This window comes from Candidatus Thiodiazotropha sp. AKIB8 (genome assembly GCF_058244675.1).
Genome location: NZ_JBSYOO010000015.1, coordinates 75,480 through 99,650 on the forward strand (window position 1 = coordinate 75,480; position 24,171 = coordinate 99,650).

At 49.8% G+C, this 24,171-nt stretch carries 15 protein-coding genes; 6 read left to right on the top strand and 9 right to left on the bottom strand.

The features are described from left to right. Positions 1-121: 121 nt before the first annotated feature. Genes AC4IFB_RS02735 through AC4IFB_RS02750 form a run of 4 tightly spaced genes read right to left on the bottom strand, consistent with a single transcriptional unit; the run spans position 122 to position 5,829 of the window. Positions 122-2,575: a hypothetical protein gene (locus AC4IFB_RS02735; RefSeq protein ID WP_490779323.1), complete on the bottom strand. Its 2,454-nt coding sequence runs from the start codon at positions 2,573-2,575 to the stop codon at positions 122-124. Further along, a complete protein-coding gene (locus AC4IFB_RS02740) occupies positions 2,572-3,483 on the bottom strand; it encodes a lysylphosphatidylglycerol synthase domain-containing protein (RefSeq protein ID WP_490779324.1) in 912 nt (303 codons plus the stop codon). The genes AC4IFB_RS02735 and AC4IFB_RS02740 overlap by 4 nt, the downstream gene beginning before the upstream one ends. Positions 3,484-3,490: 7 nt before the next feature. Further along, positions 3,491-4,747 (bottom strand): polysaccharide pyruvyl transferase family protein, encoded by a 1,257-nt coding sequence (locus AC4IFB_RS02745; RefSeq protein WP_490779325.1) that lies wholly within the window; start codon positions 4,745-4,747, stop codon positions 3,491-3,493. Then, positions 4,744-5,829 (bottom strand): Coenzyme F420 hydrogenase/dehydrogenase, beta subunit C-terminal domain, encoded by a 1,086-nt coding sequence (locus tag AC4IFB_RS02750; RefSeq protein ID WP_490778631.1) that lies wholly within the window; start codon positions 5,827-5,829, stop codon positions 4,744-4,746. Before AC4IFB_RS02750 ends, AC4IFB_RS02745 begins: the two co-directional genes overlap by 4 nt. Positions 5,830-6,203: 374 nt before the next feature. Between AC4IFB_RS02750 and AC4IFB_RS02755 the strand changes: the two genes are divergently transcribed. Then, positions 6,204-6,926, top strand: a complete 723-nt coding sequence (locus AC4IFB_RS02755; protein ID WP_490778632.1) for an SPOR domain-containing protein — start codon at positions 6,204-6,206, stop codon at positions 6,924-6,926. 145 nt (positions 6,927-7,071) lie between these two features. Here AC4IFB_RS02755 and AC4IFB_RS02760 read toward each other — a convergent pair whose 3' ends face one another. After that, a complete protein-coding gene (locus tag AC4IFB_RS02760; RefSeq protein WP_490779326.1) occupies positions 7,072-12,993 on the bottom strand; it encodes a beta strand repeat-containing protein in 5,922 nt (1,973 codons plus the stop codon). 479 nt (positions 12,994-13,472) lie between these two features. On the opposite strand from AC4IFB_RS02760, the gene xrtH reads away from it, so the two are divergent. After that, complete coding sequence (gene xrtH, locus AC4IFB_RS02765) at positions 13,473-13,973, top strand: exosortase H (protein ID WP_490778634.1); 501 nt, start codon at positions 13,473-13,475, stop codon at positions 13,971-13,973. Continuing rightward, positions 13,960-14,616: an exosortase H-associated membrane protein gene (locus AC4IFB_RS02770; protein ID WP_490778635.1), complete on the top strand. Its 657-nt coding sequence runs from the start codon at positions 13,960-13,962 to the stop codon at positions 14,614-14,616. Before xrtH ends, AC4IFB_RS02770 begins: the two co-directional genes overlap by 14 nt. Before the next feature lie 33 nt (positions 14,617-14,649). Here AC4IFB_RS02770 and AC4IFB_RS02775 read toward each other — a convergent pair whose 3' ends face one another. The 4 genes from AC4IFB_RS02775 to AC4IFB_RS02790 all read right to left on the bottom strand — a co-directional run bounded on the left by AC4IFB_RS02775 (position 14,650) and on the right by AC4IFB_RS02790 (position 19,654). Continuing rightward, positions 14,650-15,174, bottom strand: a complete 525-nt coding sequence (locus AC4IFB_RS02775; RefSeq protein WP_490778636.1) for a PAS domain-containing protein — start codon at positions 15,172-15,174, stop codon at positions 14,650-14,652. 24 nt (positions 15,175-15,198) lie between these two features. After that, positions 15,199-16,650 carry a methyl-accepting chemotaxis protein gene (locus tag AC4IFB_RS02780; protein WP_490779327.1) on the bottom strand — a complete coding sequence of 484 codons (1,452 nt, stop codon included), beginning with the start codon at positions 16,648-16,650 and terminating at the stop codon, positions 15,199-15,201. Then, entirely contained in the window at positions 16,619-17,146 is a 528-nt protein-coding gene (locus AC4IFB_RS02785) for a PAS domain-containing protein (protein WP_490779328.1), read from the bottom strand. Before AC4IFB_RS02785 ends, AC4IFB_RS02780 begins: the two co-directional genes overlap by 32 nt. Positions 17,147-17,782: 636 nt before the next feature. After that, positions 17,783-19,654, bottom strand: coding sequence for a polysaccharide biosynthesis protein (locus AC4IFB_RS02790; RefSeq protein WP_490779329.1), 1,872 nt, complete (start codon positions 19,652-19,654; stop codon positions 17,783-17,785). A 915-nt stretch (positions 19,655-20,569) separates the two neighbouring features. Between AC4IFB_RS02790 and gspE the strand changes: the two genes are divergently transcribed. The 3 genes from gspE to gspG all read left to right on the top strand — a co-directional run bounded on the left by gspE (position 20,570) and on the right by gspG (position 24,171). After that, positions 20,570-22,294: a type II secretion system ATPase GspE gene (gene gspE / locus AC4IFB_RS02795; protein ID WP_490779330.1), complete on the top strand. Its 1,725-nt coding sequence runs from the start codon at positions 20,570-20,572 to the stop codon at positions 22,292-22,294. 61 nt (positions 22,295-22,355) lie between these two features. Beyond that, positions 22,356-23,570, top strand: a complete 1,215-nt coding sequence (locus tag AC4IFB_RS02800) for a type II secretion system F family protein (protein WP_490779331.1) — start codon at positions 22,356-22,358, stop codon at positions 23,568-23,570. Between the two features lie 166 nt (positions 23,571-23,736). After that, the gene (gene gspG, locus AC4IFB_RS02805; RefSeq protein WP_490775785.1) at positions 23,737-24,171 is read left to right on the top strand and encodes a type II secretion system major pseudopilin GspG; all 435 of its coding nucleotides are present in this window, start codon (positions 23,737-23,739) and stop codon (positions 24,169-24,171) included.

The window sequence follows — 24,171 nt, forward strand, 5'->3', positions numbered from 1 at the left end:
TGAAATTAAGCTGGTCTGCCCTGTGCTTGTGGAAGTTACTCCGAACTATAGCAAAATCACCCTTTGAGTTTATATCAATTAGTTTTTTGTGCTGTTACTACCCCTGTGTGACCATTCCAGACTATTTTGCGCGAAACCGGTAAGCCAGGAAAAGCGTAAACATCAGTGCTGACATACTGAGCAGAGAGAGCAGATAGAGTGTTTTTGGTTCATAACGATAGATGACTCTATCGCCTGGGCTTACTTGTATGGCAGGTAGTATATCCAAAAAAGGAGTAACAGTGGCCGGTTTGTTATTTACATAGGTATTCCAGCCGGGGTAGTGCCGGATAGGCAGAATCATCCATGTTGCTCGATCACCTGTGTATTCTAACTCATGCAGAGTAGCGTTGCTTTTAAGAAGTTGTAGGTTTGAGAAATCTGGTATTAAGTTTTCATCCAGCTCATCAAGTGTATAACCGCTACCTTTAATGTTGGTGTTTTCCAGTAGTACCATATTATTCTCTATTCGGTGATAGATAATAGAATCGGGTAGCTTAATATTCAGATAGAATTTTACAGCGACAACTGAACTACGAGTATCGCTACCCCGCTTGATATAAACATCATCGTTTTGCATAGGGTAGAGCCATGCACTCAGTTTACCTTTTTGATCAGAAGGTAATGTGTGGATTTCAAGTCGATTATTATGGGTGTTCAAATGGATCCTTTTAGAGAATGTGAAATCAACCCAGCGGTTGTCACGAACTTGCGATGCTTTTACAAATGATTCAGCAATTAAAATGTTGTCGTGATAGAGGCGTAGAGCTATATCAGCATGGGCCTGCTCCATGCCATGGGTGGCAAGCTTTAAGGAGATTGCATCAATTTCCAGTGGATTAGGTAAAGCAAAATATTGTACTAGTGGGCGTTCTGGAGTGATTAGTCCTGAAGCCTTAGGAGGCGATCCAGATGTAGAGAGTACGGTACGCTGTATATTTCCCTTGGAAATAGGTTTGTTACAAGCCAGGTATTTGATAGCAAGTAGGTTGAGCATATTGGAGTCGGATTTAACGCCTTCACAATAGACTGCGGCAGCAGTACGACTACGATGAGCATTTGGAGCAAGTTTGCTTTCCATTAAATCGCGTTCAGATCGTGTTTTGAACCCATGAGCGAACCATTCTGGTATTCCATAATTACTGAATATCCCGGAGACCATATAGGAGCGGTCTGCAATCGTACTTTGCATGGGTTTCAAGTGAATTTGCAGGTAGTCGATTGTAGGGGTCTTGGCAAAAAATGTTGATGCTGGTACAGGGCCGTTAAAATTACGGAATAAGGCGCGCATATCTAAAAATTGCACGGTAAGTAAGAGTATGATTATGCCCGTTATTAACCGGGGATTTCGTTTGCTGATTTTTGAAACAGATATCAGGTAGATAAGTTCAGCAGAAATGATTGCGAATGCCAGGGCAGATAAAATGGTCATTCTACCCCAGTTATTACTGTTGAATGTGGGAATGGCAGTGATTATCTCTTTGGGAAGTATTCCGAACGCAATCAATACTGAAATAGAGAGTAAAAGAAGAGCGAAGACGAGATTTTTTGTCAATCTTTTAAATATCAGTAACGGAACCAGAGTCGCAAGAAATATCAAAGGAATGATACCGATGTAAACGGTTCTCTCGACATTGGCATATTTGGTGAATAGTGGTTTTACATAATTGATTAAGTGATGTGCTTTGAGGGGGGTTCCACCATGTCGAGACTCCACTGCTTGAGTGAATTGCAACATTTCATATAGTGAATAAATTGAGAATGAAGTAATTAAAAAAGCCACGATGATGGCTGTGCCCAAGTATAATGCATTGAGACTGACGTTCTTAAGGCCATCTTTCCAGGGCGCAAAAATGGGGAAGAGAATTGCCAGAGCGAAAAAGCCATAGACGGCTACACTGGGAAAACCACCAAATATCATCAGTGCAGAGACAATGGCGAGCCAGGGTAGATAGATAAGCCTTTGTGAGATGAGGTATTGATAACTTAGCCACATCAACCAGGGAATCCAAATGCTGGTTGATACATGTGCCCAATAGAACCAAGCGGCATGAAAACCGGAATAAGCAAAAACCATTGCACCAAAAGTGGCGGCCAGTCGGCTTTTGGTCATGGAAAAGAGTAACAGATAAGCGCCAGTTGCGGCGATTAACAGATTAGTCAGAAGAGCAAAATAGTAGCCAGTTGCATTGTCACTGATGCTTGCGAATAGAGCGAAGGCTGGGGTAAATACAGCAGCAGGCAACCACTGCATGCCTGGTATGCCATTGATCGGATTTGGGTTCCAAATCGGTAGTTCGCCATTTCTAAGTGCGGTTTTTGCATGGATCCAACGGGGCATTCTGGCATCAAGGATGTCAGTGCGTGCCGGGTGTCTTGTTTTGATGTCTATACCAAGGTTTTGCCAGCCCGGTTGATTTGCCAATATATCGGTAGGTGCAACGGTTTCACCTGCGAAGGGATTTGCACCAAGTATCACTATTGAACTAATAACTATGAAGATGTACGGAAGAAGTCTATGGATGAGGGGTGTCATGTGGTTTTACTTTCCTTAGTATACCGAACGGATAGGTAGCTGGAGATTAGTACCAAAAATATCTCCGAAACAATATAAAAGAGTCTGTTTATAGTTGCCAGAATAATTGATGTGTTGGCATCGAGGTATGGCAGCAGTCCCATTACCAGAACCGCCTCTCGAATACCTATGCCAGCTGGAGCAAAAGGCACAGCAAACCCCAACGCATAACTCAGTGCATAGAGCCCTATGATATAGACAAATGAGAGTTCATTGGAAGTGAAGGGTAAAAGTGTAATCCAGAACGAAAAGCCAAGGCAGATCCAAATTATCGAAACCACCAGTGTAATGCCCGGGCTGAACATAAAGCGCTTTGCATATTTGATCAGGGTTTTTTTGAACAACAGTGTTATTAACACAATCAGGCCTGCAAGTGTTAACAATGTATAGGGGTGGGTTAGAGGTCCTGGCAGATCGGAAAGTAGTTGAATCAAAAGCTGATGCTGTACAAGCAGTATCAAGCATAGGCCAATAGCCAACGCACTGAAAACTACCCAGAAGGTCTCCAGTAACAGGGTATCCCTGATTTTGTCATTGCTGATATTCTCTTCCCGATAAAAGCTTATCCGGCCTACAAATTGCCAGATAGAGCCGGGTATATATTTACCAAGCTGGGTGACATTGTAGATAATAAAACATCGAAAGTAAGTGAGATTGACCTGGTATCGTTGCAAAGCCAGATACATCGCCTGGACAAGAAAAAACTTCGCAACAACAATTGATGAGAAGGCGATAAAAAGCGTAGTCACAGGTAGCTTTTGAATTACTGAAGCAGCAGTCTGCAGGTTCTTATAGAGAAAGAGAGTAATGAAAGTAATTACCATCAGCCACCATATAGACTTCAATACGGTTTTGAGTTTCTGTTTCACAGGGGTATCAGTCCAGGTTGTTAAACAGATACTCAAACTGTCTAAAAGATGAGTCTAAATTGGGTTGTAGATGCTGTTCCAGCTTGTGAGTGATAGTGCTGTCATCTTTGATGATTGATTCGATGGCGTTTAAAATGGCAGACATGTCAACTTGCTTGAAATCATAAACCAGCTCCCCCAGCTCAAAAGAGTCCATGACCTCTCTGTATTTGTGACTCCAACCCAGTACTATGACGGGCTGTTTTGCAGAGAGTGCTGCGATCATGGCATGAAATCTTGAAACCATCAGGGCTTTGCAAAATGGCATTAATTGCTTGATGCCGTTTGTGTTGATATCGAAATCCACAACATGTATTTGCTCAGCCGGGGCACCTGCGGAAATGAGCCGTTCAGCAATAATTTTTATAACCGGAAGGTCATTGTTTCGAAGTTTGCTTCCCTGATTATTGCGGGTTGCATTTGGAAACAGCAGGATCGCATTGCCTTGTTGGATGAGTTTCTGGCAGAGGGAAGTCAAACTTTCGTTGTAGCCATCTCCATCATTAAGGCTCTTGGCGGCAAGCACGCTACTTGGGCAGACCCCGATTAAAGGCTGTTGCTCATCTTTCAGCGCGACTATCAGTTGATCGACCTGCTTCTGGTTTTCAGTGGAGAGGCTATATTCCTGTCGATGCCTGAAGGCAACATCTGCAATCGGTGTGGGATAGAGACTATCGAGTTTAAGGCTCTGCAGATGCTGATGCGTACCTTCGCCTCTTGCAAATACCTGTTTGCAAAGCCTTAAGGTGGGCTTGGCGAGAAGACGATTGAGAGGATTATTAAAAGGGCCCAGTGCCTGTGAAAATTTCACTACTGGGGTATTGAGAATGAATGCAGGTGCAAGGGTTAATACGTTATAGGGCAGAAATTTTTCTCTGCCATCGATAAATGCGACGCCGGCAAGATCAATCAGTACATCAGACTGATTTAAAGCCTGTAAAGCACCGGGAAAAAACCTCAGCAGTTTATTCAGGAGAGGTAGTTTAAAAAATGCAAAGATTATCGAAAAGGGAAAAAGCAGTGTCACAATTGAAAGCGGGGTAGCACTGTAGATATGCACCCTGGCATCCCCATTAAGCTCACGATCTTGTTCTGGATAGTAGGAGAAGACATTGAAAAGACAATCTGGATATCGGTTACGTATTTCACCAATTGTGGTTGTCAGCATGGCTTCTGCGCCACGGTTTCCGCTGATCGTGGCGGCAATGATTGAAACAGACTTCATGGCAGGGATTCGAGTCCTTTGCGAAAATAGAGCAGGATCTTGAGTATCGGCCTGGGTAGTTTGAAAATCAGGGCTTTCCAGCGTTTGTTCTCACTCCAGCGCATATTGAACAGTGACATTAAGGCCGTGATCCACTCATGCCAGGATACCTTGGTTTTTGTCTTGTCGGGGATCTTATATCCCATTAGACCAGCCACCCGACTTCGGGCGCTCACATTGTAGTGATAGGGTGCTGACCTGGCCTGGCCATCAAGAATATCTGTTATGTCGAGGTCAGTGCTGACAATGCGATTACTTTCTAGCGCAATCGACCAGGCACGCTCTCCAGCATCGGTGCGAACGATGAGTCCGGTCTTTTTGATGGGATCGTCCTTGAAGCGATAGGCCCAGACATCGCCCAAAGAAATATCTGCGTGATAGCCAAAGTGGTCATGGCAAACCAAACACTTTTTCTCTGAGTAAAAAAACAGATTCTGATAGAGGCTGAAGTAGGAAAAGGGCTTCTTGATTGTTGTTTTGTTGTCGAAAATCGCTTCCAACTGCCCACGCCAGTGGCCTCGCCGAAAACGGTAGCTCTGCAAAGTTCCGCCAGCCTGATTTTCGAGTTTTCTGGTAATGCCATCGATCAGCTCTGTGCGGGAATTGTGACCGCAAACCAAAGCGATTTTGAGGCGTACCTTGCTCGCCAGCTGTGGATCTTTATCGATCCAGCGGGACAAGTTGGTGATGTCGCAGGGCAATCCAACTACTGCGACAGTGCCATCGAAACCCCTGATCAGAGGCAGCGCCTCTTTCATGAAGGCGGTCTCAACATACTTGCTGCCCTGAGCGTCAAGGATCTCCTGTTCAGAGCAGGCAATGGAGAAGTGAGCTCTGACTTTGCCAGCCTCTATACTGGTATTACAGACCAGTGCCCCGGTGATCTCCCCAGCCTTGAGTAACTCGATCAACAGGGCTGAACCGACACCGCCCGAGGCGGCATTGGTGCGCACCGCTGGATCTTCAGCATAGGCGTGGTAGAGCTTTTGATACCCGCCAACAAGCTGATTGATCTTCTCTTCAGACCATTCTTTTTTCAGCAATCTGTCAGTCAGTTTATTAAGCATGTCAGGGGGGTTAGGCTTTTCAGGATGGTTGGCTGAATTTTGAAGCTCGCCATCTTAGCATACAAAATCCAGAGCACCGATAGACAGATCCAGGAGGGCGGAGATGATCAAGTCGTGTGAAACACGCAACCAATAGGGCGACGGTAGGATAACTATCAGGTTCTACGTGGCCTGTCGATGTGAATATTTCGCTAGCATGAAGTTAAATCCTACTCTAAGAATTATAGTATCGGAGGATATATTAGAAAGTAACTGTTGAGCGGGATGTTACTGTTTTAAAGTAAGCTCAACCAATAATGCAGTTAGAAAAGGGATAAAGTTCACTAACTTGGCAATTGTGGAGAACTGAAATGACCAGGGAAATAAAGATTGGCTGCAGTATCGGAGCAATGGCTGGAATCACACCACTACTGGTTAGTTTAATCAGTGTCGATGTAGGCTTGATCGTTGAGGCGTTTGTGCCGGCGATTGTCATCGGCTACCTGTTGAAAGCCTTTGGGCTGATGGTATTGGGTGCTTTTGTGGTTTTTGTTAATTCTGAAAGTGATTACAAAAAAGCTTTTCAACTTGGACTGATGGCGCCGGCTTTGGTGGTTGGAACCATTAATGCGAATAATTTCAGGGATGCAAAGCAGGAGATGATCGAGTTGGAAGCTGAGTTTGGAACTCATACGCCAATTAGCATTTCGCCTGAGCATGGCGCTGCAGAAATTATTGGTGATATTTTGTCATCCCTTATCGGAAATGCATATGCCGACAATGAAAACATGTTGATCGGAAAACATGAGAACCCATCGACGAGTAAACTGATCTGGTATGGCATTTCAGGAAAGGTCTCTGATGGATGGTTTGTGATTGTAGGGAAACATGAAAATAAGAGCGATGCCTACACACAGGTTATGCAATTGAAGGATAGCGGGTATAGCGCACGGGTTGTTCAGGACAAGAAGCATGAAGAGGGTTATGTCGTCGCGATAGGTTCATATCTAAACCTGAAAGATGCCAAGGTATTGCATAAAAAGGCGATACGGGATGGACTCTCCAGGCATCCATATTTGTGGAAATGGAAGTGATTATCTGATTCCACGGTCGATATCACGCTTGTCAGTCCTTAATGGTGCGGCAGGGCCGCACCCTACGATTTTTTCCAGTTAGCGTAGGGTGGGGCCATGCCCCACCAAGAAGCCTATGCGATACCCCGACAGGGATTAAATAACACTAACCCTGCTGCGGTTTACGGATCTGATAAGTAGCAATAAAGCCCAATAACATAACCATCAGCAGCAGCCCCCAGAAACCGGTAACAGGAATACTCACCGGCTCATAGGTCACATTCAATACAGCACTGCCAGGATTGGGATTGTCCCCAAGATCGGTGGTCAATCCACCGGCTGGAATTGTGTTGGTGTAGGCACTGACAACACTCGATGTAATATCGACAGAGATGGTGCAACCACCGGGCTGTATGCTCGCGCCATTCTGATAGACCAGCGTGTTCCCCCCTGCTACAGCAACCACATTGGCCAGTGTACATCCTGGGCTGACCTGAATGTTCGGGTCATCAGCAACCACCAAATCTGCTGGAAAGCTATCCGTCAGATCTGCCGCCAGTATCGCAGCGACTGCATTCAGATTGGTCAGGCTGATGGTGAGTGTTGCAATACCGTTGGGGCGTATGCTGCTGGGTGAGATGCTTTTGCTCAAGCCGGGCAGAATAGGGGTAACGGTGAGATTGCTCGATGTGGCGACAATGTTGTTACCGATATCAGTCTGCAGGCCATTGATGGCAATCGTATTGGTATGGGTTGCCAGGGCGACAGAGGTGACGTCGACGCTGATTGAGCACCCCCCATTGGCTGGAATCACCGCACCAGTGAGATAGGTAATTGTATTACCCCCTGGCGCGGCCACTACGCTGGCAATATCGCAACCTGCTGAAGCCTGGATATTGGGTGTTGCGGCGATCTCTACCCCGGCTGGCAGGCTATCAACCAAATCAGCTGTAAGGGTGGCGGCGGTAGCGTTACCGTTACCAAAGGCGATGGAGAGTGTTGCCAGGCCACCAGAGGAGATGGTGGTTGGTGCGAACTGCTTGCTGACACTAGGGGGTTGCGGCGGATTGACAAACAGGTCGGCACTGGTTGGTGCGCCATTGTTTCCAAGGTCGGTCTGCAGGGCACCTGCAGCAATCGTATTGGTCCATGGCCCCCCTGAAATGGCGGAGGTCACATCAATGGCGATAGAGCAGCCGCCGGAAGGAATAGTCGAGCCATTGGTATAAGTGATGGTGTTGAGGGTGGTCTGCACTGTACCTGGGCAACTCGTTACCAGGTTAACTGGTGTTGCGACTTCGATATTTGCAGGCAGGTTATCCACCAGGTCTGCGCCAAGGGTGGCAACCTGTGCATTGTCGTTACCCAGGTTCAGGGTCAATCTGGAGGTTTCTCCTGGATTGATGGTGATCGGAGTAATGGATTTACCCAGGGTTGGAGCAAGAGGTGCGGTGACAATCAGGCTCGCAGTCGCTGGCTGGGGGTTGCTGCCACCACTGGCGGTGGATAGATCACCGATGGCAATGGTGTTGTTATAGCTGCCTGCACTGGCTGAGGTGACATCGAGGATGATGGTGCAATTACCTGCAGGTATGCTGGCCCCGTTGGCATAAACGACTGAATTGGTTCCAGCTGTTGCGGTGACACTGCCCAGAGTACAGCTGCCGGCAAGGTTGACTGGATTGGCGATTAGCAGACCTGCAGGAAAGGTGTCGGTGAAATCGGCATCCAGGGTCAAGGGTCCTGGGTTCGGGTTTTCCAGTGTCAGGGTGAGCGTGGAAGTGCCGTTGATGTCGATGGTTGTGGGGGCAAAGGCTTTGCTGATACCGGGAGCAGCATCAATCAGTGCCCCGACACCCAGTGTCGCGACGGCGGGTTGTGGGTTATCACCAGAGGAGGTTGTGAGTTGTCCTGCAGCAATGGTGTTGACATAGGAGCCATCCACCGCAGAGGTGACATCAACGGAAATGGTACAACCACCAGCGGGGATGCTTGCGCCATTGGCATAGCTGATCTGGATGTCACCTGGAGTGGCGGTAACCACTCCTGGACAGGTGGTGATCAGGCCATTTGGCGTTTCAACCAAAACGTTACCTGGCAGAGCATCGACCAGTTGGCTGGTAAGGGTAATCGCATTGGTGTTGCTGTTACCCAATGAGATGGTCAGGGTAGAGGTTTCATTGGTATTGATTGATGCTGAATTGAAGGCCTTGCTTATGGTTGGCGGTGCCAGCACTTCAAGGTCAGCATTGGCGGGTGCGGGGTTGCTTACCCCCTGATCCGTGGTAATGGCATTGGCGCCAATGGTATTGGTCAGCGTGCCGGTGATTGATGCGGTGACATCGGCACTGAAAGTACAGCTGCCACTGGCCGGGATGGTTGCGCCGCTGAGGGTGATTTCATTATCCCCGGCAGTGGCAGCTACCGCACCATCTGCGCAGGTTGTGGCTGTGGTTGGTGCGGAGTAGACAGCCACCCCGACAGGCAGCGTATCGGTCAGTGATGTTCCTGTTAGCGCAACAGCGGAATTGTTGGTGACCGTAACAGTTAGGGTTGTGCGTTCTCCAGTGCTGACGGTAGCCGGGGCAAAGGATTTAGCGATTGTCGGCTCAAGGATGACATTCAGTTCAGCGGAAACGTCGTTTTCATTGGTCGCACCCTGGTCAGTGGTAATCGCCTCTTGCAGTATGAGATTGTCATAGACACCCACTAAAGCAGCTGTGACATCCACCTCGATTATACAGGAGGTGCCTGGGAGCATTGTGCCGCCAGAAATGGTGATCGCCTGGGTAGTTGTATTGACGTTCAATGTTGCGTCGGCGCAGGTGGTGGCAGCGTTTGGTACAGGTGCGAATACCAGGCCGGCAGGCAGTGGGTCGGTAAAACTGACACTGGTCAGGGTTACCGGTGAGACGGCATTGGCGTCAAAGGTGCTTATCAATTCAAGGCGTAACCTGGAGACAGCACCGGCTGGGATATAGGCAGGTGAGAAGCCTTTGGTCAATCCAAGACCCTGCAGGGTGGAGAGGGAGGCCTGGGTACCCAGGGCATTGGTATACCCCTCCTCACTGGTAATCACGCCCGCAGGAATAAAGTTGGTGAGATTGAGGAAGCGCATCGAGGTTGTTGTGACAAAGACCTGGCAGATATCGTTGGGTAGTAATGTTGCACCCACAAGACCAACACTATCGCCGCCTGCTACTGCGGTCACTGTGCCGCCCAGACAGTTAGTGTTGGCGTCTGGCACAGGATAGACCACGATCCCATCCGGAAAAATATCGGTAAACGCCACATCATGTATGGTGGCGCCTGAGCTGTTGATGACATCAATGGTCAGCAGTGAAGGCGTACCACCGGTAACGATGATCGGATTAAATGCTTTATTGATGCCGACATCAGCACTGGCCGAGGTCAATGTTGCAGATACAGGGGTGCTGTTGGATGAACCTTCAGCACTGCTGATATTGCCAGCCGGGATGGTATTGCTCCAAGGGCCTGCTGCAGATGTGGTGACATCGAAGGCGAAATCGCAGTTGGCTCCTGCAGGGAGATTTGCACCCTGAAGTTGAGCGCGGGTTGCACCCGGGTTGACCACCAGTGTTGTTGTTCCACCACAGGATGTGCTGGCATTGGCTGGGTTTGCAATGGTCAGGCCGGCAGAGAAGGTGTCATCATCGATGGTTACATTGGTCAATGCTCCGGAGGAGTTGTTCATCACATTGATGGTGACTCGGGAGCTACCGCCTGAAGCTGTGCTTGTTGGCTGGAATGACTTGCTTGCAGAGATCCCGGCATTGATGTTCAAGGTGTCTGACACCGCTGAGGGAATGGTGCCTGCACTGGAGCTGAAATCGGCAGGATTAATGGTATTCAGATAGCTGCCAGGGGTGGTGCCGGTGACTTGCACCGTAATCTCGCATTGGGTCTGAACAGAACCGTTGGGGCGCGGGTTGACGGTGCCACCAGAGAGGATCACCTGGTCATCGCCAGGGAACGCCTGCAGGGTTCCGCCGCAGGAATTGGTGGCTGCGGGGTTGGCGGCCAGGGCGATGCCGACTGGGAGATTGTCGGTAAGATTGACGGCGGTCAGCTGGTTCAGAGTGCGGTTGCGAACCCTAAGTCTCAGGGTCGAAGTCTGTCCTTCAGCGATCGGATCGGGGGAGAAGGACTTGGTAACAGAAACAACATCAACGGTAGTGACATTGACTGCAGGACTGGGTGAGGGGTTGACGACACTGCCACCAGGACCGTTGCCGGTGCCGCCAACGCCGTTGACACCATCCCAGGTGGGGATCTGATTGCTGAAGACGAGACCGGTTGTCGCTGTAAGAGGCAGGCGGGCTCGAAATACCAGAGTACATGTCCCAGGTGAGGCTCCTACGCCTGCGGGTGCGGTACCACCAGTCCATAATAGTTCGGCATCGCCATCTGCGCCGGTGTAGACCCCGCCGGCACAGCTGTTGGAAACCGGAATCCCAGCAGAATCATCCAACACCATCTGGTTACCACCGCTATTGGGTAGGGTGTCCCTGAAACTGAGGTTGGTGACATCTGCTCCAGACCAGTTGTTGATGGTGACGCTGAATTGAGTCCACTGTCCGGGGGCAACCTGGTTTACAGAGACTGTTTTATCAATGGTCAACTGTGCATTGACATCGATCACATCGCTCGCTGTGGGGCTGGAATGACCAACAGGGTTCACTACCGCATCGGCAGGGATAGTGTTGGTGTGAGCGCCGTCTGTTGTTGAGGTGACATAGGCAGTGATGGTGCACTTGCCATTGGCGCCGGAGCGTTGTCCGGCGACTGCGGTACTGAGGAGGATACCGGTATCACCCTGGTCCAGCGGGTTAGTTGCGGCATCGGTCAAGTTGCCGTTTGCCGAACCCGCGCCATCGCAGACTACACTCGGATCTGCCGGTGCCACTGTAGAGGTATCTACGATGGATAGGGTTGTGCCGGTCAAGTCGTCGAGGAAGCTGGTTATCGGCAGGGTGTTATCGGTGCTGTTGTTATTGATGACGATGGTCAGCAATGAAGGCTGGCCAGCGGGTATGGTATCCGGAGTGAATGTTTTTGAGACTGAGATTGGTGTATTAACAGTGACATTGCGGCTGAAAACAGGGCTGGTTAGTCCTCGTGTATTCCCTATCGCCCCCAACGGCAGGCTGTTGTTAAACAGTTGACTTGTACCAACGATTGTCGGAACAGTCACATCGACACCAATGGTGCAATTTCCAGACTCACCGATGATGCCTCCGGTGAGTGTAATGGTATCTGTACCCGGTGTAGCGGTAATCGTGCCATTGGAGGCACCGGCGCCACTACAGGCAATGCTGCTGTTTGCTGGGTTGGCTACCACCATTCCGGCAGGCAGGGTGTCGGTAAAAGTGGTGAGTGGCAGGGTAGCGCCAGCGTTCGGATTGCTCAAAACAATGCTCAGGTTCGTCGCATCTCCGGCAATTGCCGGAGAGGGATTGAAGGTTTTGTTACCGGTTGGGTTGAGCAGGGTGCTGACCACCAAAGTCGCATTGGCTGGCGTGGCATTGGAGACCGGGACGCCGTTCTCCAGTGCCGAATAACCCGCAGTGACTGCATCAGGTCTGGCGGGAGGAACCAGTGCAGGAATGTTGTTGATGTAGGTGCCAGGGGTGGTAGAGGTGACAGAGAGCTCAAAAAAGCACTGTCCATCGGTCAATCCTACCCGGGCTGGAATGGTGCCACTGGTAAGCACAATGTCTGAGGTTCCAGGAACAGCGGTGACGCCGGTAAAGCCGCAGGTATTGGTTATATTGGCTGGGTTGGCGATAGTGATCTGGGGAAGCAGTCGAGAAGTGACCTCGGCTTCAGTAAGGCTTACCAATGCATCATTAGCGATTTCGATTCTGTATGTGGGGGTATCACCAGGATCGATGGTTGCAGGATTGAACAGATGATTGATGGTGGTCGTCGCTGAAACCAGGCCGGGTGACATCAACAGCATGGCGATGAGAAATTTTCCTCTCATGCTTACTGTTATTGGTGCTTTTTTTAAGTTGTAGTTTTGTAGGGCGGTTTTTTTAAACGGGGATGAGATATCGAACTTCATAAAGAGTCTCAAATAGACATCCCTGTGTCGTGATTTCCCGGATCCCTGTTCAGGAAAAAAGGGGGTCTAAATAAGTAAATGGAGCGTTACAGGCTCGTTGCTACAAAATGTTCAGTACCAACAGATCAAATAAACACTGTTTACATCAGTGGCAAAAATAGCAGTCACCCTACAGCTAAGCAATAGCGTAGCTTGAGATTTAACAAAAAAAGCAGTTGGCTCCTATAGATGTCTGTTATTATTGATTTAATTTATTACTATTTGCTGGGTTGGAGATTTAATATCCTTAAGGGTGGCTGATTAACCTGAGCATCCCCGGGTTAGGATAAGCTTTATCATTGACTGCACAGCTATCTGCTGTAGTCGGCATCGTGAAGTGCAAGTGAACAGACTACTCACTCCAGCTGCCCTTTTTAGGTTAATTCCTCACTGAATGCATCACCGTCAGCAATACAATCGATTCTAATGAGAACTGGACTATGCTTCGATTTGCCCTGGTCTTTACTGTCCTCCTGATTAGCCTTTTTACCTTGGAGTTGCTGCCATTTGGCCAGCAGTGGGTGGTAATTCCAGTTACCGCATTCATTGCGAAAAGCAGTGCCTGGATTGTGCAGTTATTCGATCAGGATGTAATCGCCTATGGGATCATTCTGCAGGACAAGGTAAGTGGATTTGCCGTCTCAATCGAGGCGGGGTGTAACGGCGTGGAGGCGAGTATCGTCTTGATCGCTGCGATGCTCGCTTTTCCAGCTTCCTGGCGTTTGAAGCTGATAGGAATTGGGATTGGAATCATCGCCATTCAATCGATGAATCTGCTGAGAGTCATCAGCCTTTTCTATCTGGGACAGTGGAGCCAAACTGCATTCGAGTGGGCCCACCTCTATATCTGGCAGTCGCTGATCATTCTCGATGTATTGGTGGTGTTTTTGATTTGGTTGCGCTATCTGCCCAGGAAACAGATTGAAAATGCTCCAGTTTAGATCCTTGAACCCGGTTGCCGGTTTTATTCTCAGGGTTATTATCTGGCTGCCGGTATGTCTTGCTGGCTGGTACTATCTGGCACCCAGTCTGGTCTGGCCCGTCTCCCTGCTCAGTGATTGGTTATTGACCGCGCTTTTCCCAGATCTCATTCAAGGCGTAGAGCAGTTGGGTGATCGCCTGGATATCGTCACCCTGCTACCTCTTCCGGCAGAATTAATGAAGGGCCTGCAACCGGGGAGTGGTGGTGATCTGGTGTTCACTATCAATCCATTGATCTACAGCTACGGTCTACCCCTTTTTACTGCCTTGGCAATCGCTGCACCCGAGAACCCATCTGATGAAGATATCAAATGGCGCAACTGGTTATGGGGTCTGCCCCTGTTACTGGCTGCACAGGTTTGGGGAATCTGTTTTGATGTGCTCAAAACCCTGCTCTATACATTAGGCCCAGAAATCTCCAATCAGATCTCTTTCTCCTCATTGGAAAAGGATGGCGTGGCACTAGGCTATCAGTTGGGTTATCTGATATTCCCCTCTGTGCTACCTCTGACCATCTGGGTCGTGCAATATCGGGCCTATCTTGCCGATATGGTATGGGGTTCGCCAACAACTTTTGCTGAGCCGAAGTCAGATGATACGTGAAAACTCTAAACGATTCGTCAAAGCTCAATCTGCTCAGTGACCAAGTGTGTGGATGAACTCCTCGTAGGTGGTTCCTTTGCTCTTTAGGAGATCCACCAGCCAATTCAGAGAAGCATTCGGTGCATCTCTGGGGCCGGCCTGTTGTTCAATGCGCAACATCTCCTGATAGACCGGAGTTATCGCGTCTATACCGCTGCGACTGGGTTTGCGCCGGACGGAGAAATAGCCTATTGGCTTACCATTATGATCTAAGTCGACGGTGACATTGGCGAACACCCAATAATAGTCACCGTTCTTCGCCATGTTCTTTACATAGGCGAAACACTCCTGGCCCGATTCGATCACACGCCACAGCAGGTGAAACACCCCGCGTGGCATATCGGGATGACGGATGATGTTATGTTGGACATTAAGCAGTTCCTGCTCGGTATAGCCGGCAATGCTCATGAATATTCGGTTGGCGTAGGTAATACGTCCTTTAAGATCCGTTTTAGAGACGATGAAATCGTTGTCATCCATGACTATTTCCTGGTTAGTCGGTGTGACATTCGGTTTCATGGGGGCTCCTAGGGTCTGTTAGCACTAACTGTGTTTTTCGGTGATCATGGCGTCGATGCGATCCATCACGCGGTCACTGGCTTCCTCCATATGCCGATAGTTTTTGAGAATCTTCTGCAGCAGCGATTTGTCTTTCTCCCAGTCCTGAGATAGCAGCTCTAGCGCGGTATGGCCTGCATTGTGTACATGACTGTGCGGCTCTTCCAACTCTTTGAATGCCCTTAAATGACCAAAGGATTCCTGGCCATACCCTTCGTAATACCACTTGCCCAGACGACAGCTATGGTGATCCACCTTCACAGATTGGGCATCGTCATTATCTGTGCCGGCATGGAAGGATTTATAGGCCTTCTGCTTATAGATCATGTGATCCACTTTAATCAGTGATGCGTAACAGATGTCGTGGGCATAATCGACTGAGGTGTAGGTATTCTGAGCCTGGTGGGCGAACTCATCAAAGTTATTACTCATCGCCTCTACCGTTTGATGTACATCATTGGCCATGGTGAGCATTTCGTTGGAATTCGTCTGCATTACCTCCGTTTCCTTCTGGAAGGTGTTGACAACATCACGTATCTCGTCTGTCGCATTTTTTGTGCTCTCAGCCAGTTTTTTCACTTCATCGGCAACCACAGCAAAACCACGCCCATGCTCTCCGGCACGTGCGGCTTCGATAGAGGCGTTAAGTGCCAATAGATTTGTTTTGTCAGCGATCTCACTGATCATGCTCAGGATGCCGGTAATCTCATCACTCATAGCGTTGAGTTGAGCCATGGTCTGGTGGCTCTGTTCAATCATACCCAGGGTGCGGTTCTGCGCATCTACGACCTGAGATACTGCGCCCTGGCTCTCCTGCGCCTTCTGCATATTTTCTGTGGCGATGGTCGAAACCTTCTGCATTTCGTCGGTGATACGCGTCAGATCGTTCTGACTCAGCAGCAGATTGCTCATGGTCTGATTGGTATTCAATTCCTGTAACTCGGCCGCCTTTTCATTGCGCATGATATAAGCCGCATTGTCGGCCATGGCATCCAGAGACTTGTTGATACGATCCAGAGTTTTTGCCAGTTCGCCATGCAGACCTGCCGGCATGGTGCGACGATAGTAGTGACCTTCCGATACCAGTTCGAAGCTGGTTTTTACCTCGCGAAAAAAGGTTTCAAGCTGGTCCAGGGATTCGTTCAGATTCCAGGCGATATGGCCCGCCTCGCCCATCCAGGGGACCAGAGTAATACGTGATGTGAATTGACCTTCAAGCACCTCATCGAGCACCTGTTCAGTCTGTTTCATCACATAGAAGGGCATTTTCATTCGATGGATGATGAGTGCGCTTGTGGCCAAGGCTGCCAGGGGGAATATCCAATGCCAATGGTGATAACCATCACCCAGTAAGGAAGAGAAGACGCTGGCAAAGGTAAGCACTACAAAAATCAGAACAAAGATTTTAAATCTGATGGCTAAATACAAACGTTTCATAATTCTCGAACCCTTGGTCTTGAATAGCCTCATTCAATACTTCAGTGGAGGCGACAATTGCGTCTTTCGTACCGCTGACGGATTCTGCTGACAACATCTGTCGATAGAGTCCGGAAAAAAAGTCCACCGCCTCCCTGCTAGGTTTTCGTCGTACCGAAAAATAACCGATGACTCGATCCTGGGCATCGTAATCAGGAGTTATATTTGCCAGAACCCAGTAGTGATCGCCGTTCTTGCAAAGGTTTTTCACAAAGGCAAAACACTCTTGCCCTTGAGTGATGCTGCGCCATAAAACATGAAACAGACCTCGCGGCATGTCCGGATGGCGCAGAATATTGTGCTGCTGTCCCAGCAGTTCATCCTCCCGGTAACCACTGATTTTCATAAACAGTCTATTTGCATAGACAATTTTTCCCTTGGGGTCAGTTTTTGAGACGATAAAATCGTGCTCGTTGACCTGTACTTCCCGGTTTGTTGGAACGATCCTGTTTTTCATGCCTCTATTATCTCCCTATGAATCCCTGGCTACTCTGTTTTTAGTCGACAGATCCGGCTTTTTCTTTACCCTCTTTTTCTGCTTGATGAAGACAAGAGTCTTCTGCTTCCATAAATAGTGGACAATTAGATACTAACACCAAATGCTTGATGTAAACCCTATTCCGTCAGAGGGTGTTGTAAAGGCAAGCTGTGAATATTCGTAAATAGATTTTGAGCATATAAGAACGCAAGTTATTGCACGTTTCACCCCTCCTAATTGGTGGGGCATGGCCCCTCAACACCTATACAGACAGGTAGGGTGGGGCCATGCCCCACCAAAAGTGGTTGGAAGCAGACAAATAGCGGATGATCACTCAAGATTTTGAATGAAAATTTCTGCAACTTATTACTATTTCCCAGCTTATATGGTGGGGCATGGCCCCACCCTACGAATTTGCGACAGCGTCTGTTAAGGGAGAGTGCTTATGGGCTTTTGGGCACCATCAGGCTTGCTTGAAAGGTGGTACTTCTAATTTGAATGAACAGCCATCTGCACGTTCAATCCATGACCATATCAAGGTTTAGACACTCTAGCTGAGTATGGAGGGTAGTCGGTGAATTTTTACCTGCCTACGGGGATAGCTGAAGATTAAAGTTAAGCGTTAACTTCATTTGAACTGATCTGCTGCTTATTTTCATGCTCAGGTACAAGCTGATTGAGCAGATATCGTAGTCGTTCACTATCGATCGAGTCACTCGCTTCGGTCATCTCGCGCATGATCTGTGACAGCCACTCCCAGTCGACCTGACGATGATGTGCCAGCAACACTTTTTTATGACCGGTTTTCTCAAGCTGCTCTTTCTCATGAAACAGCTCTTCATAGAGTTTCTCGCCTGGCCTTAAGCCGATATATTCTATCTCTATATCACTGCCCAGCGTACGTCCGGAGAGATGAATCATCTGTTCGGCCAGATAGCTGATTTTAATCGGCTCACCCATATCGAGTACAAAGATCTCACCCCCTTCTCCCATCACCACCGTCTGCATGATCAACTGGCAGGCCTCGGGTATGGTCATGAAATAGCGTTCCATGCGGGGATCGGTAACGGTAACCGGCCCGCCATCCTCGATCTGTTTGCGGAACAGGGGAATGACACTACCCGCCGAGCCAAGTACGTTGCCAAAGCGGACAGTGATAAAACGAGTAGTGGAGTGAGCGTTGAGATTCTGACAAAAGATCTCGGCGGCGCGTTTACTGGCGCCCATCACATTTGCCGGATTGACCGCTTTATCGGTAGAGACAAGGACGAATACACCACAACCGTGGCGGTCTGCCGACTGGGCAACTGTTCTGGTGCCGAGTACATTGTTTCGTACCGCCTGGCGGATACGATTTTCAAGCATTGGAACATGCTTGTAAGCAGCCGCGTGGAAGACAACTTCCGGGCGATGCTGATCGAACAGGCGATCGACATAGGTCTGGTCAGTGACATCTCCCAGATGGCACTCCAGGGTCAGTTGCGGAAACGCCTTCAGCAGCTCCATCTCAATGGAGTAGAGATTGAATTCACTGTTCTCCAGCAATACCAGTTTGGCAGGCTTCAGATTCGCCAGCTGTCTGCAGAGTTCCGATCCGATGGACCCGCCTGCGCCGGTAACCAGAATGGTCTTGTCGGCAAGAGTGGTACCAATGGCTTGCCAATCGAGAGAGATCGGATTCCGACCTAGAAGATCCTCAATTGAGACGTGCCGCAGGTGGTTGATCTGAACATTGCCCGACATAAGATCATTCAGTTGTGGCACCGAGCGGAAGGGCACGCCTGAGGCTTCACAGTACTCCACTACCCGGCGCATCTGGCTGGAGGATGCAGAGGGAATGGCGAGCATGATGACATCGATGCCGAACTGTTCACAGAGTTCAGGAATATCCTCACTGGTACCGGCTACGGGTAATCCGTGAATCTCCCGTCCCTGACGCCGCTGTTTGTCATCGATGAAAGCGACTGGGCGAAAATCACCTCTGCGATTGCGTAAAATATCCCTGGCCAGCATCTCACCCGCTTTACCTGATCCGACAATCAGTACCCGCTTTCCTGGTGCGAGATCCAGGTGTCTGTCTTTGAGCAGGCGGTAGATCAGACGGGGACCACTTAAAAACATCACCAGCAGAATCGCGTAAATCACAGGAACAGATCGAGGAACGCCACCAGCGCGGGTGAATACAAACAGTAACGCTACACCGACCACGGTACCGACCAGTACCGCTTTGAGAATGCGCATGATGTCCGGCAGTGAAGCGAAGCGCCAGATCCCACGATAGAGACCAAACAGTAGAAAGGCCGCGAGTTGCACCGGCAGGATAAACAATAAGGCCTGCAACGCGTCTGCATAAAAGGAGACCGGCACCACCTCCAGGTTGTAGCGAAACCAGAACGCCAGGAACCAGGCAAAGGGCACCATCAGCACGTCATGGGCCAGGGCTACCCCCTGGGAACGTAAATGACGCGGTAAGATCTGTTTGCTCATGCAAGCACTCCTGGGCCCCTCATTTGCTGTTGGCTGGATGAATAGCCGGCCATTCTAACCCATTCCACCCCCAGGTAGGATGGGCAAAGGAATAAACTGACGTACCCACCAGGGTTTGCTGCAACGGCATCAGCAGTTTTGTCTACTATCGCTCTCAATGGTGGGTGTTTTAAAACAAGCTGCGTATATTCGAAAATAGATTTTGAGTACAAAAGACCGCATCTCCTCCACGTTTCTGGCCTTCCGGTCTTTCCGAACATGACAGCGGACTCGAAGTGGAGTGGCAACGCAAAGCTCCGGATTGAATTCGAGCGTAGGGTGCGGCCCTGCCGCACCATGCCCAACTATTAACCCGGCGACTAAGTATGTCGTCTTCAGGGTTTCAAGCCTGCCCTTGATCAAGACGCGGCTCGCGCTCCGCAGGAAGTGCCCTTGGGGTGCAGGTCATGGTTGTTCCCTTGTCAAGAGCCACAACACCTAGCAAGGGCAGGCTTGAAACCCCTAACAATATGATTTTTAAAAGAGAGGCCGAAGTGTACCTGCCTGCAGACTGCGTTATCTAAACTTGCTGTAGGCAGGCACACTTCGGCTGAAGACAACATACTTAGTCGCCGGGTTAATAAAACCACCTGATGAGTCGGTTTAGAGAAACTGCTGGGAATGAACAAACTATCTGGGATTTTTGGAGAATTCTCACCCTGATGGTGCGGCAGGGCCGCACCCTACGATTCAACATGGCTTTTTAGTGGGACCATACGACTTTTGCGACACCCACCACAGGGAACGGATAGTGTTAACAGGCCCTGATAGAGCGCTAAACTATATTCTGCTAAAGCAGCCGCTGTGGGTTATCATTAAGCGTTTGCAGAGTGGGTTACCCAAACCCGACCCACGGAACCAACAGACAGAGTAGAAATGCCACAACCTGGAATCAGTCAGAGTAAAGATTTAGTCCCTGCTGGTGTGTTTGCGCATCTCAAGGAATTTGGCCGTCTGACTGCCCAGGATATCTCCAAAGCCGAGAGTTTTGCCAAAGAGACCGGTGAGAGTGAAGCCGAGACCCTGGTGCATCTGGGTTTGATCTCTGAGACAGAACTGGTGCAGACAATGTCTGACCATTACGGCTTGGCTGCGGTGACAGACAGTGCTGAGTATCCAGACGAACCGGTGCACGACCAGCCCATTACCTTTCGGTTTCTGAAAGAGATGAAAGCGATGCCATTGGCGCTGCAGGATGAGGGGCTGGTGGTTGCTGTTGCCGATCCAGGACAGAGCTGCATCGCCAGCGCCCTGGGTTTGGTGATGGGCGGTCCTGTGAGCCTCAAAGTAGGGCGGCTATCTGAGATCGAGTCCGCCCTGGAGCGGGTCTATGGTGCTGGTCGCAGTGCCATGGGGGAGATTGTCGACGATCTGGACGATGAGCAGGAGCTGGAAGAGAGTATCGAGCACTTGAAGGATCTGGCCAGTGAAGCGCCAATCATTCGCCTGGTGAACCACATTCTGCAACGGGCCGTCGAGGCCGATGCTTCAGATATCCATATCGAGCCATTTGAAGATACGCTGATGGTGCGCTATCGCATCGACGGCATTCTGTCTGAGGCAGAGTCCCCTCCTGCACACTCCACAGCGGCGATCATCTCCAGAATCAAGATTATGGCAAAGCTCAATATCGCCGAGCAGCGAGTGCCACAGGATGGGCGGATTTCACTCAAGATCCAGGGTAATGAACTTGAGTTGCGTGTCTCCACCGTACCCACACTCTATGGTGAAAGCCTTGTCATCCGGCTACTCAACAAAAAGAGTATAAGTTTCGAGTTTGACAGCCTGGGATTCGGCGACACTTCCCTGACCCGACTACAGCAATCTCTGCAGCAGCCGAACGGCATCATCCTGGTGACCGGCCCAACCGGTAGCGGCAAGAGCACCACCCTCTACACCGCCCTCAGTCAGCTCAACCGGCCGGGGGTAAAAATTATCACCGTTGAAGATCCGGTGGAGTACAAACTGGAGGGGATCAATCAGATCCAGGTGAAACCCCAGGTGGGTATGGATTTCGCCAATGCTTTGCGTGCCATCGTGCGCCAGGATCCGGATATCATCATGGTGGGTGAGATGCGTGATGCTGAAACGGTGCGGATTGCTGTGCAGGCTGCCCTGACCGGCCATCTGGTGCTGTCCACACTGCATACCAATGATGCAGCAGGTACAGTCAGCCGTCTGTTGGATATGGGGGTCGAACCCTATCTGCTCGCCTCCACAGTGAATGCCATTGTTGCTCAGCGACTGGCACGGCGACTCTGCCCCTCATGCAAGCAGTCATACACTACCGATGAGACCCTCAGTCGTCGGTTTATTCAGGCAGGTCTGGTGTCAGAACAGGAGCCAGTCACCCTCTATCGACCCCGGGGCTGTGAAGATTGCGCCCACACCGGCTACAGTGGACGAATGAATATCGCCGAAGTACTGCTAATCAGCGAATCGGTTCGCCACCTTGTAACTCAGCGTGCCACCGCTACAACCATTCAACAACAGGGTATGAAAGAGGGCATGGATACCATGTATCGTGATGGACTTGCGAAAGTGTTGCGGGGGTTGACCTCCTATGAAGAGTTGATGCGGGTCAGTGAAGAAGATGCCTAATCCTTGTGTAGTGTCCCATAGCAGACGATTTTGCCAACAGGTTTTGGAAAGGCCCTAGGATATGGCGCTATTCAGCTATCGAGCCAGTAATGCTTCCGGGGAGACTCTGCAAGGTGAAATGGAGGCAGAAGACAGCCGTCAGGTGATCATTGAGCTTCAGCGGGAACAACTGGTCCCACTGCAGGTGAAACGGGTTACGGGCCTTCGTGGACTACTGGGCTACCGAAGTGGTGGTAAGAAAAAAGTCGGCCGCAAACAGATTCTTGCCTTTGCCAAAGAGTTGGCAACCCTGCTCAAAGCGGGTATGCCCCTGGAGGGTGCATTGTCATTGATGGCGAGGCTGAACAGTGATGAGAGCATGAGCGCCTTAATCGATGATCTGAATGATGCGATAAAAGGTGGCGCAACCTTTTCCCGGGCACTGGAAAAGCAGCGGGATATATTTCCAAGACTGTTTGTAAGCATGATCAAAGCGGGAGAGGCTGGCGGCATGTTAAGTGAGGCGCTGGAGCGCATCACAGACTACATGGAGCGATCCCAGGCACTACGCGAGAGTGTGCGTTCGGCACTCATCTATCCCACCATACTACTGGTGGTTGCAACGATCTCTGTGATGGTGCTGCTTGTATTCGTGGTTCCCCAGTTCAGTCAGATGTTTGAGGATATGGGCAGGGAACTCCCTGTGGCCACTCAGATCATACTTTCAGCAGGAGACTTTCTGACCAACTACTGGTGGCTGTTACTGGCGACGATCTTTCTCGGTATTGCCCTGTTTCGCATCTGGATTGAGAAGGGAGATCACCAATACCGCTGGGATCGTTGGTTGCTGAGCCTGCCTCTGTTGGGAGACCTGCTACTGAAAGTTGAAACAGCCCGTCTGTCGAGAACCATGGCCTCTTTGCTACATAATGGCTTGACCCTGCTGAACGCAGTAAAGCTCTCTCAGGAGGTTTTGAACAATAGCTATATTGCTCAGGGTATCGAGCAGGCGGCACAGCAGCTGAAGCAGGGAAGAGGCTTGTCGGCACCATTGATCGAACAGAAGCTGCTGCCTGAGCTGGCAATACGAATGCTGCAGGTTGGCGAGGAGTCCGGCGAAATCGATGCCATGTTGGCTGATGTAGCCGATGTCTATGATCGAGAAGTGCGAGAGTCAGTACAGCGTATGCTTACCCTGGTGGAGCCGATTCTGATTGTTGGATTGGGGTTGGTTGTTGCTGGTATTATCATCTCCATTCTACTGGCCATGCTGAGTGTCAACGATCTGGCTTTCTGATCGATGTAAATGGCTGATGATTTGAATACCCGCTGGTTCAGAGTGTAGGGTGGGGCCTGCCCCACCAATCATGGCGGAAAAACAGGCCATGTATTTTAAATCTGACTGGCAACTGCGTGCCATTCAGGTAAACCCGATATCGTCCATAAAACAAAAGAGATGCTGAATGATGAATGTCTATAGCCATCGTGCCTCACAACGAGGTTTTACTCTGATCGAATTGCTGGTTGTGATGGCGATTCTAGCCATGCTGGCAGGTCTGGTGGGGCCCAGGGTGATGAGTGCGCTCGGTGAGTCGAAGAGCAAAACCGCCCGTGTGCAACTTGAAGAACTCTCAGCAGCCCTCGATATCTATCGCCTCGATACAGGTAACTACCCTCGTAGTGAGCAGGGATTGATCGCATTGGTGCAGCGTGTAGATGGCTTGGATAACTGGAACGGTCCCTATTTAAAAAAACCGAGACTGCCGAAAGATCCTTGGGGTGCCGACTATCTCTATCGCTATCCCGGTGAACATAGCGACTTTGATCTCTACTCCCTGGGCTCAGATGGTGTTGAGGGTGGTGAGGGTGAAGCCAGGGATATCAACAGTTGGGAGTGA

Coding starts and splice junctions, on each gene's coding strand:
- AC4IFB_RS02790 (WP_490779329.1), bottom strand. CDS start 19,654: ATGAGCAAACAGATCTTACCGCGTCATTTACGTTCCCAGGGGGTAGCC.
- AC4IFB_RS02735 (WP_490779323.1), bottom strand. CDS start 2,575: ATGACACCCCTCATCCATAGACTTCTTCCGTACATCTTCATAGTTATT.
- AC4IFB_RS02770 (WP_490778635.1), top strand. CDS start 13,960: ATGCTCCAGTTTAGATCCTTGAACCCGGTTGCCGGTTTTATTCTCAGG.
- gspE (WP_490779330.1), top strand. CDS start 20,570: ATGCCACAACCTGGAATCAGTCAGAGTAAAGATTTAGTCCCTGCTGGT.
- AC4IFB_RS02785 (WP_490779328.1), bottom strand. CDS start 17,146: ATGAAAAACAGGATCGTTCCAACAAACCGGGAAGTACAGGTCAACGAG.
- AC4IFB_RS02760 (WP_490779326.1), bottom strand. CDS start 12,993: ATGAAGTTCGATATCTCATCCCCGTTTAAAAAAACCGCCCTACAAAAC.
- AC4IFB_RS02745 (WP_490779325.1), bottom strand. CDS start 4,747: ATGAAGTCTGTTTCAATCATTGCCGCCACGATCAGCGGAAACCGTGGC.
- AC4IFB_RS02775 (WP_490778636.1), bottom strand. CDS start 15,174: ATGAAACCGAATGTCACACCGACTAACCAGGAAATAGTCATGGATGAC.
- AC4IFB_RS02800 (WP_490779331.1), top strand. CDS start 22,356: ATGGCGCTATTCAGCTATCGAGCCAGTAATGCTTCCGGGGAGACTCTG.
- gspG (WP_490775785.1), top strand. CDS start 23,737: ATGATGAATGTCTATAGCCATCGTGCCTCACAACGAGGTTTTACTCTG.
- xrtH (WP_490778634.1), top strand. CDS start 13,473: ATGCTTCGATTTGCCCTGGTCTTTACTGTCCTCCTGATTAGCCTTTTT.
- AC4IFB_RS02780 (WP_490779327.1), bottom strand. CDS start 16,650: ATGAAACGTTTGTATTTAGCCATCAGATTTAAAATCTTTGTTCTGATT.
- AC4IFB_RS02755 (WP_490778632.1), top strand. CDS start 6,204: ATGACCAGGGAAATAAAGATTGGCTGCAGTATCGGAGCAATGGCTGGA.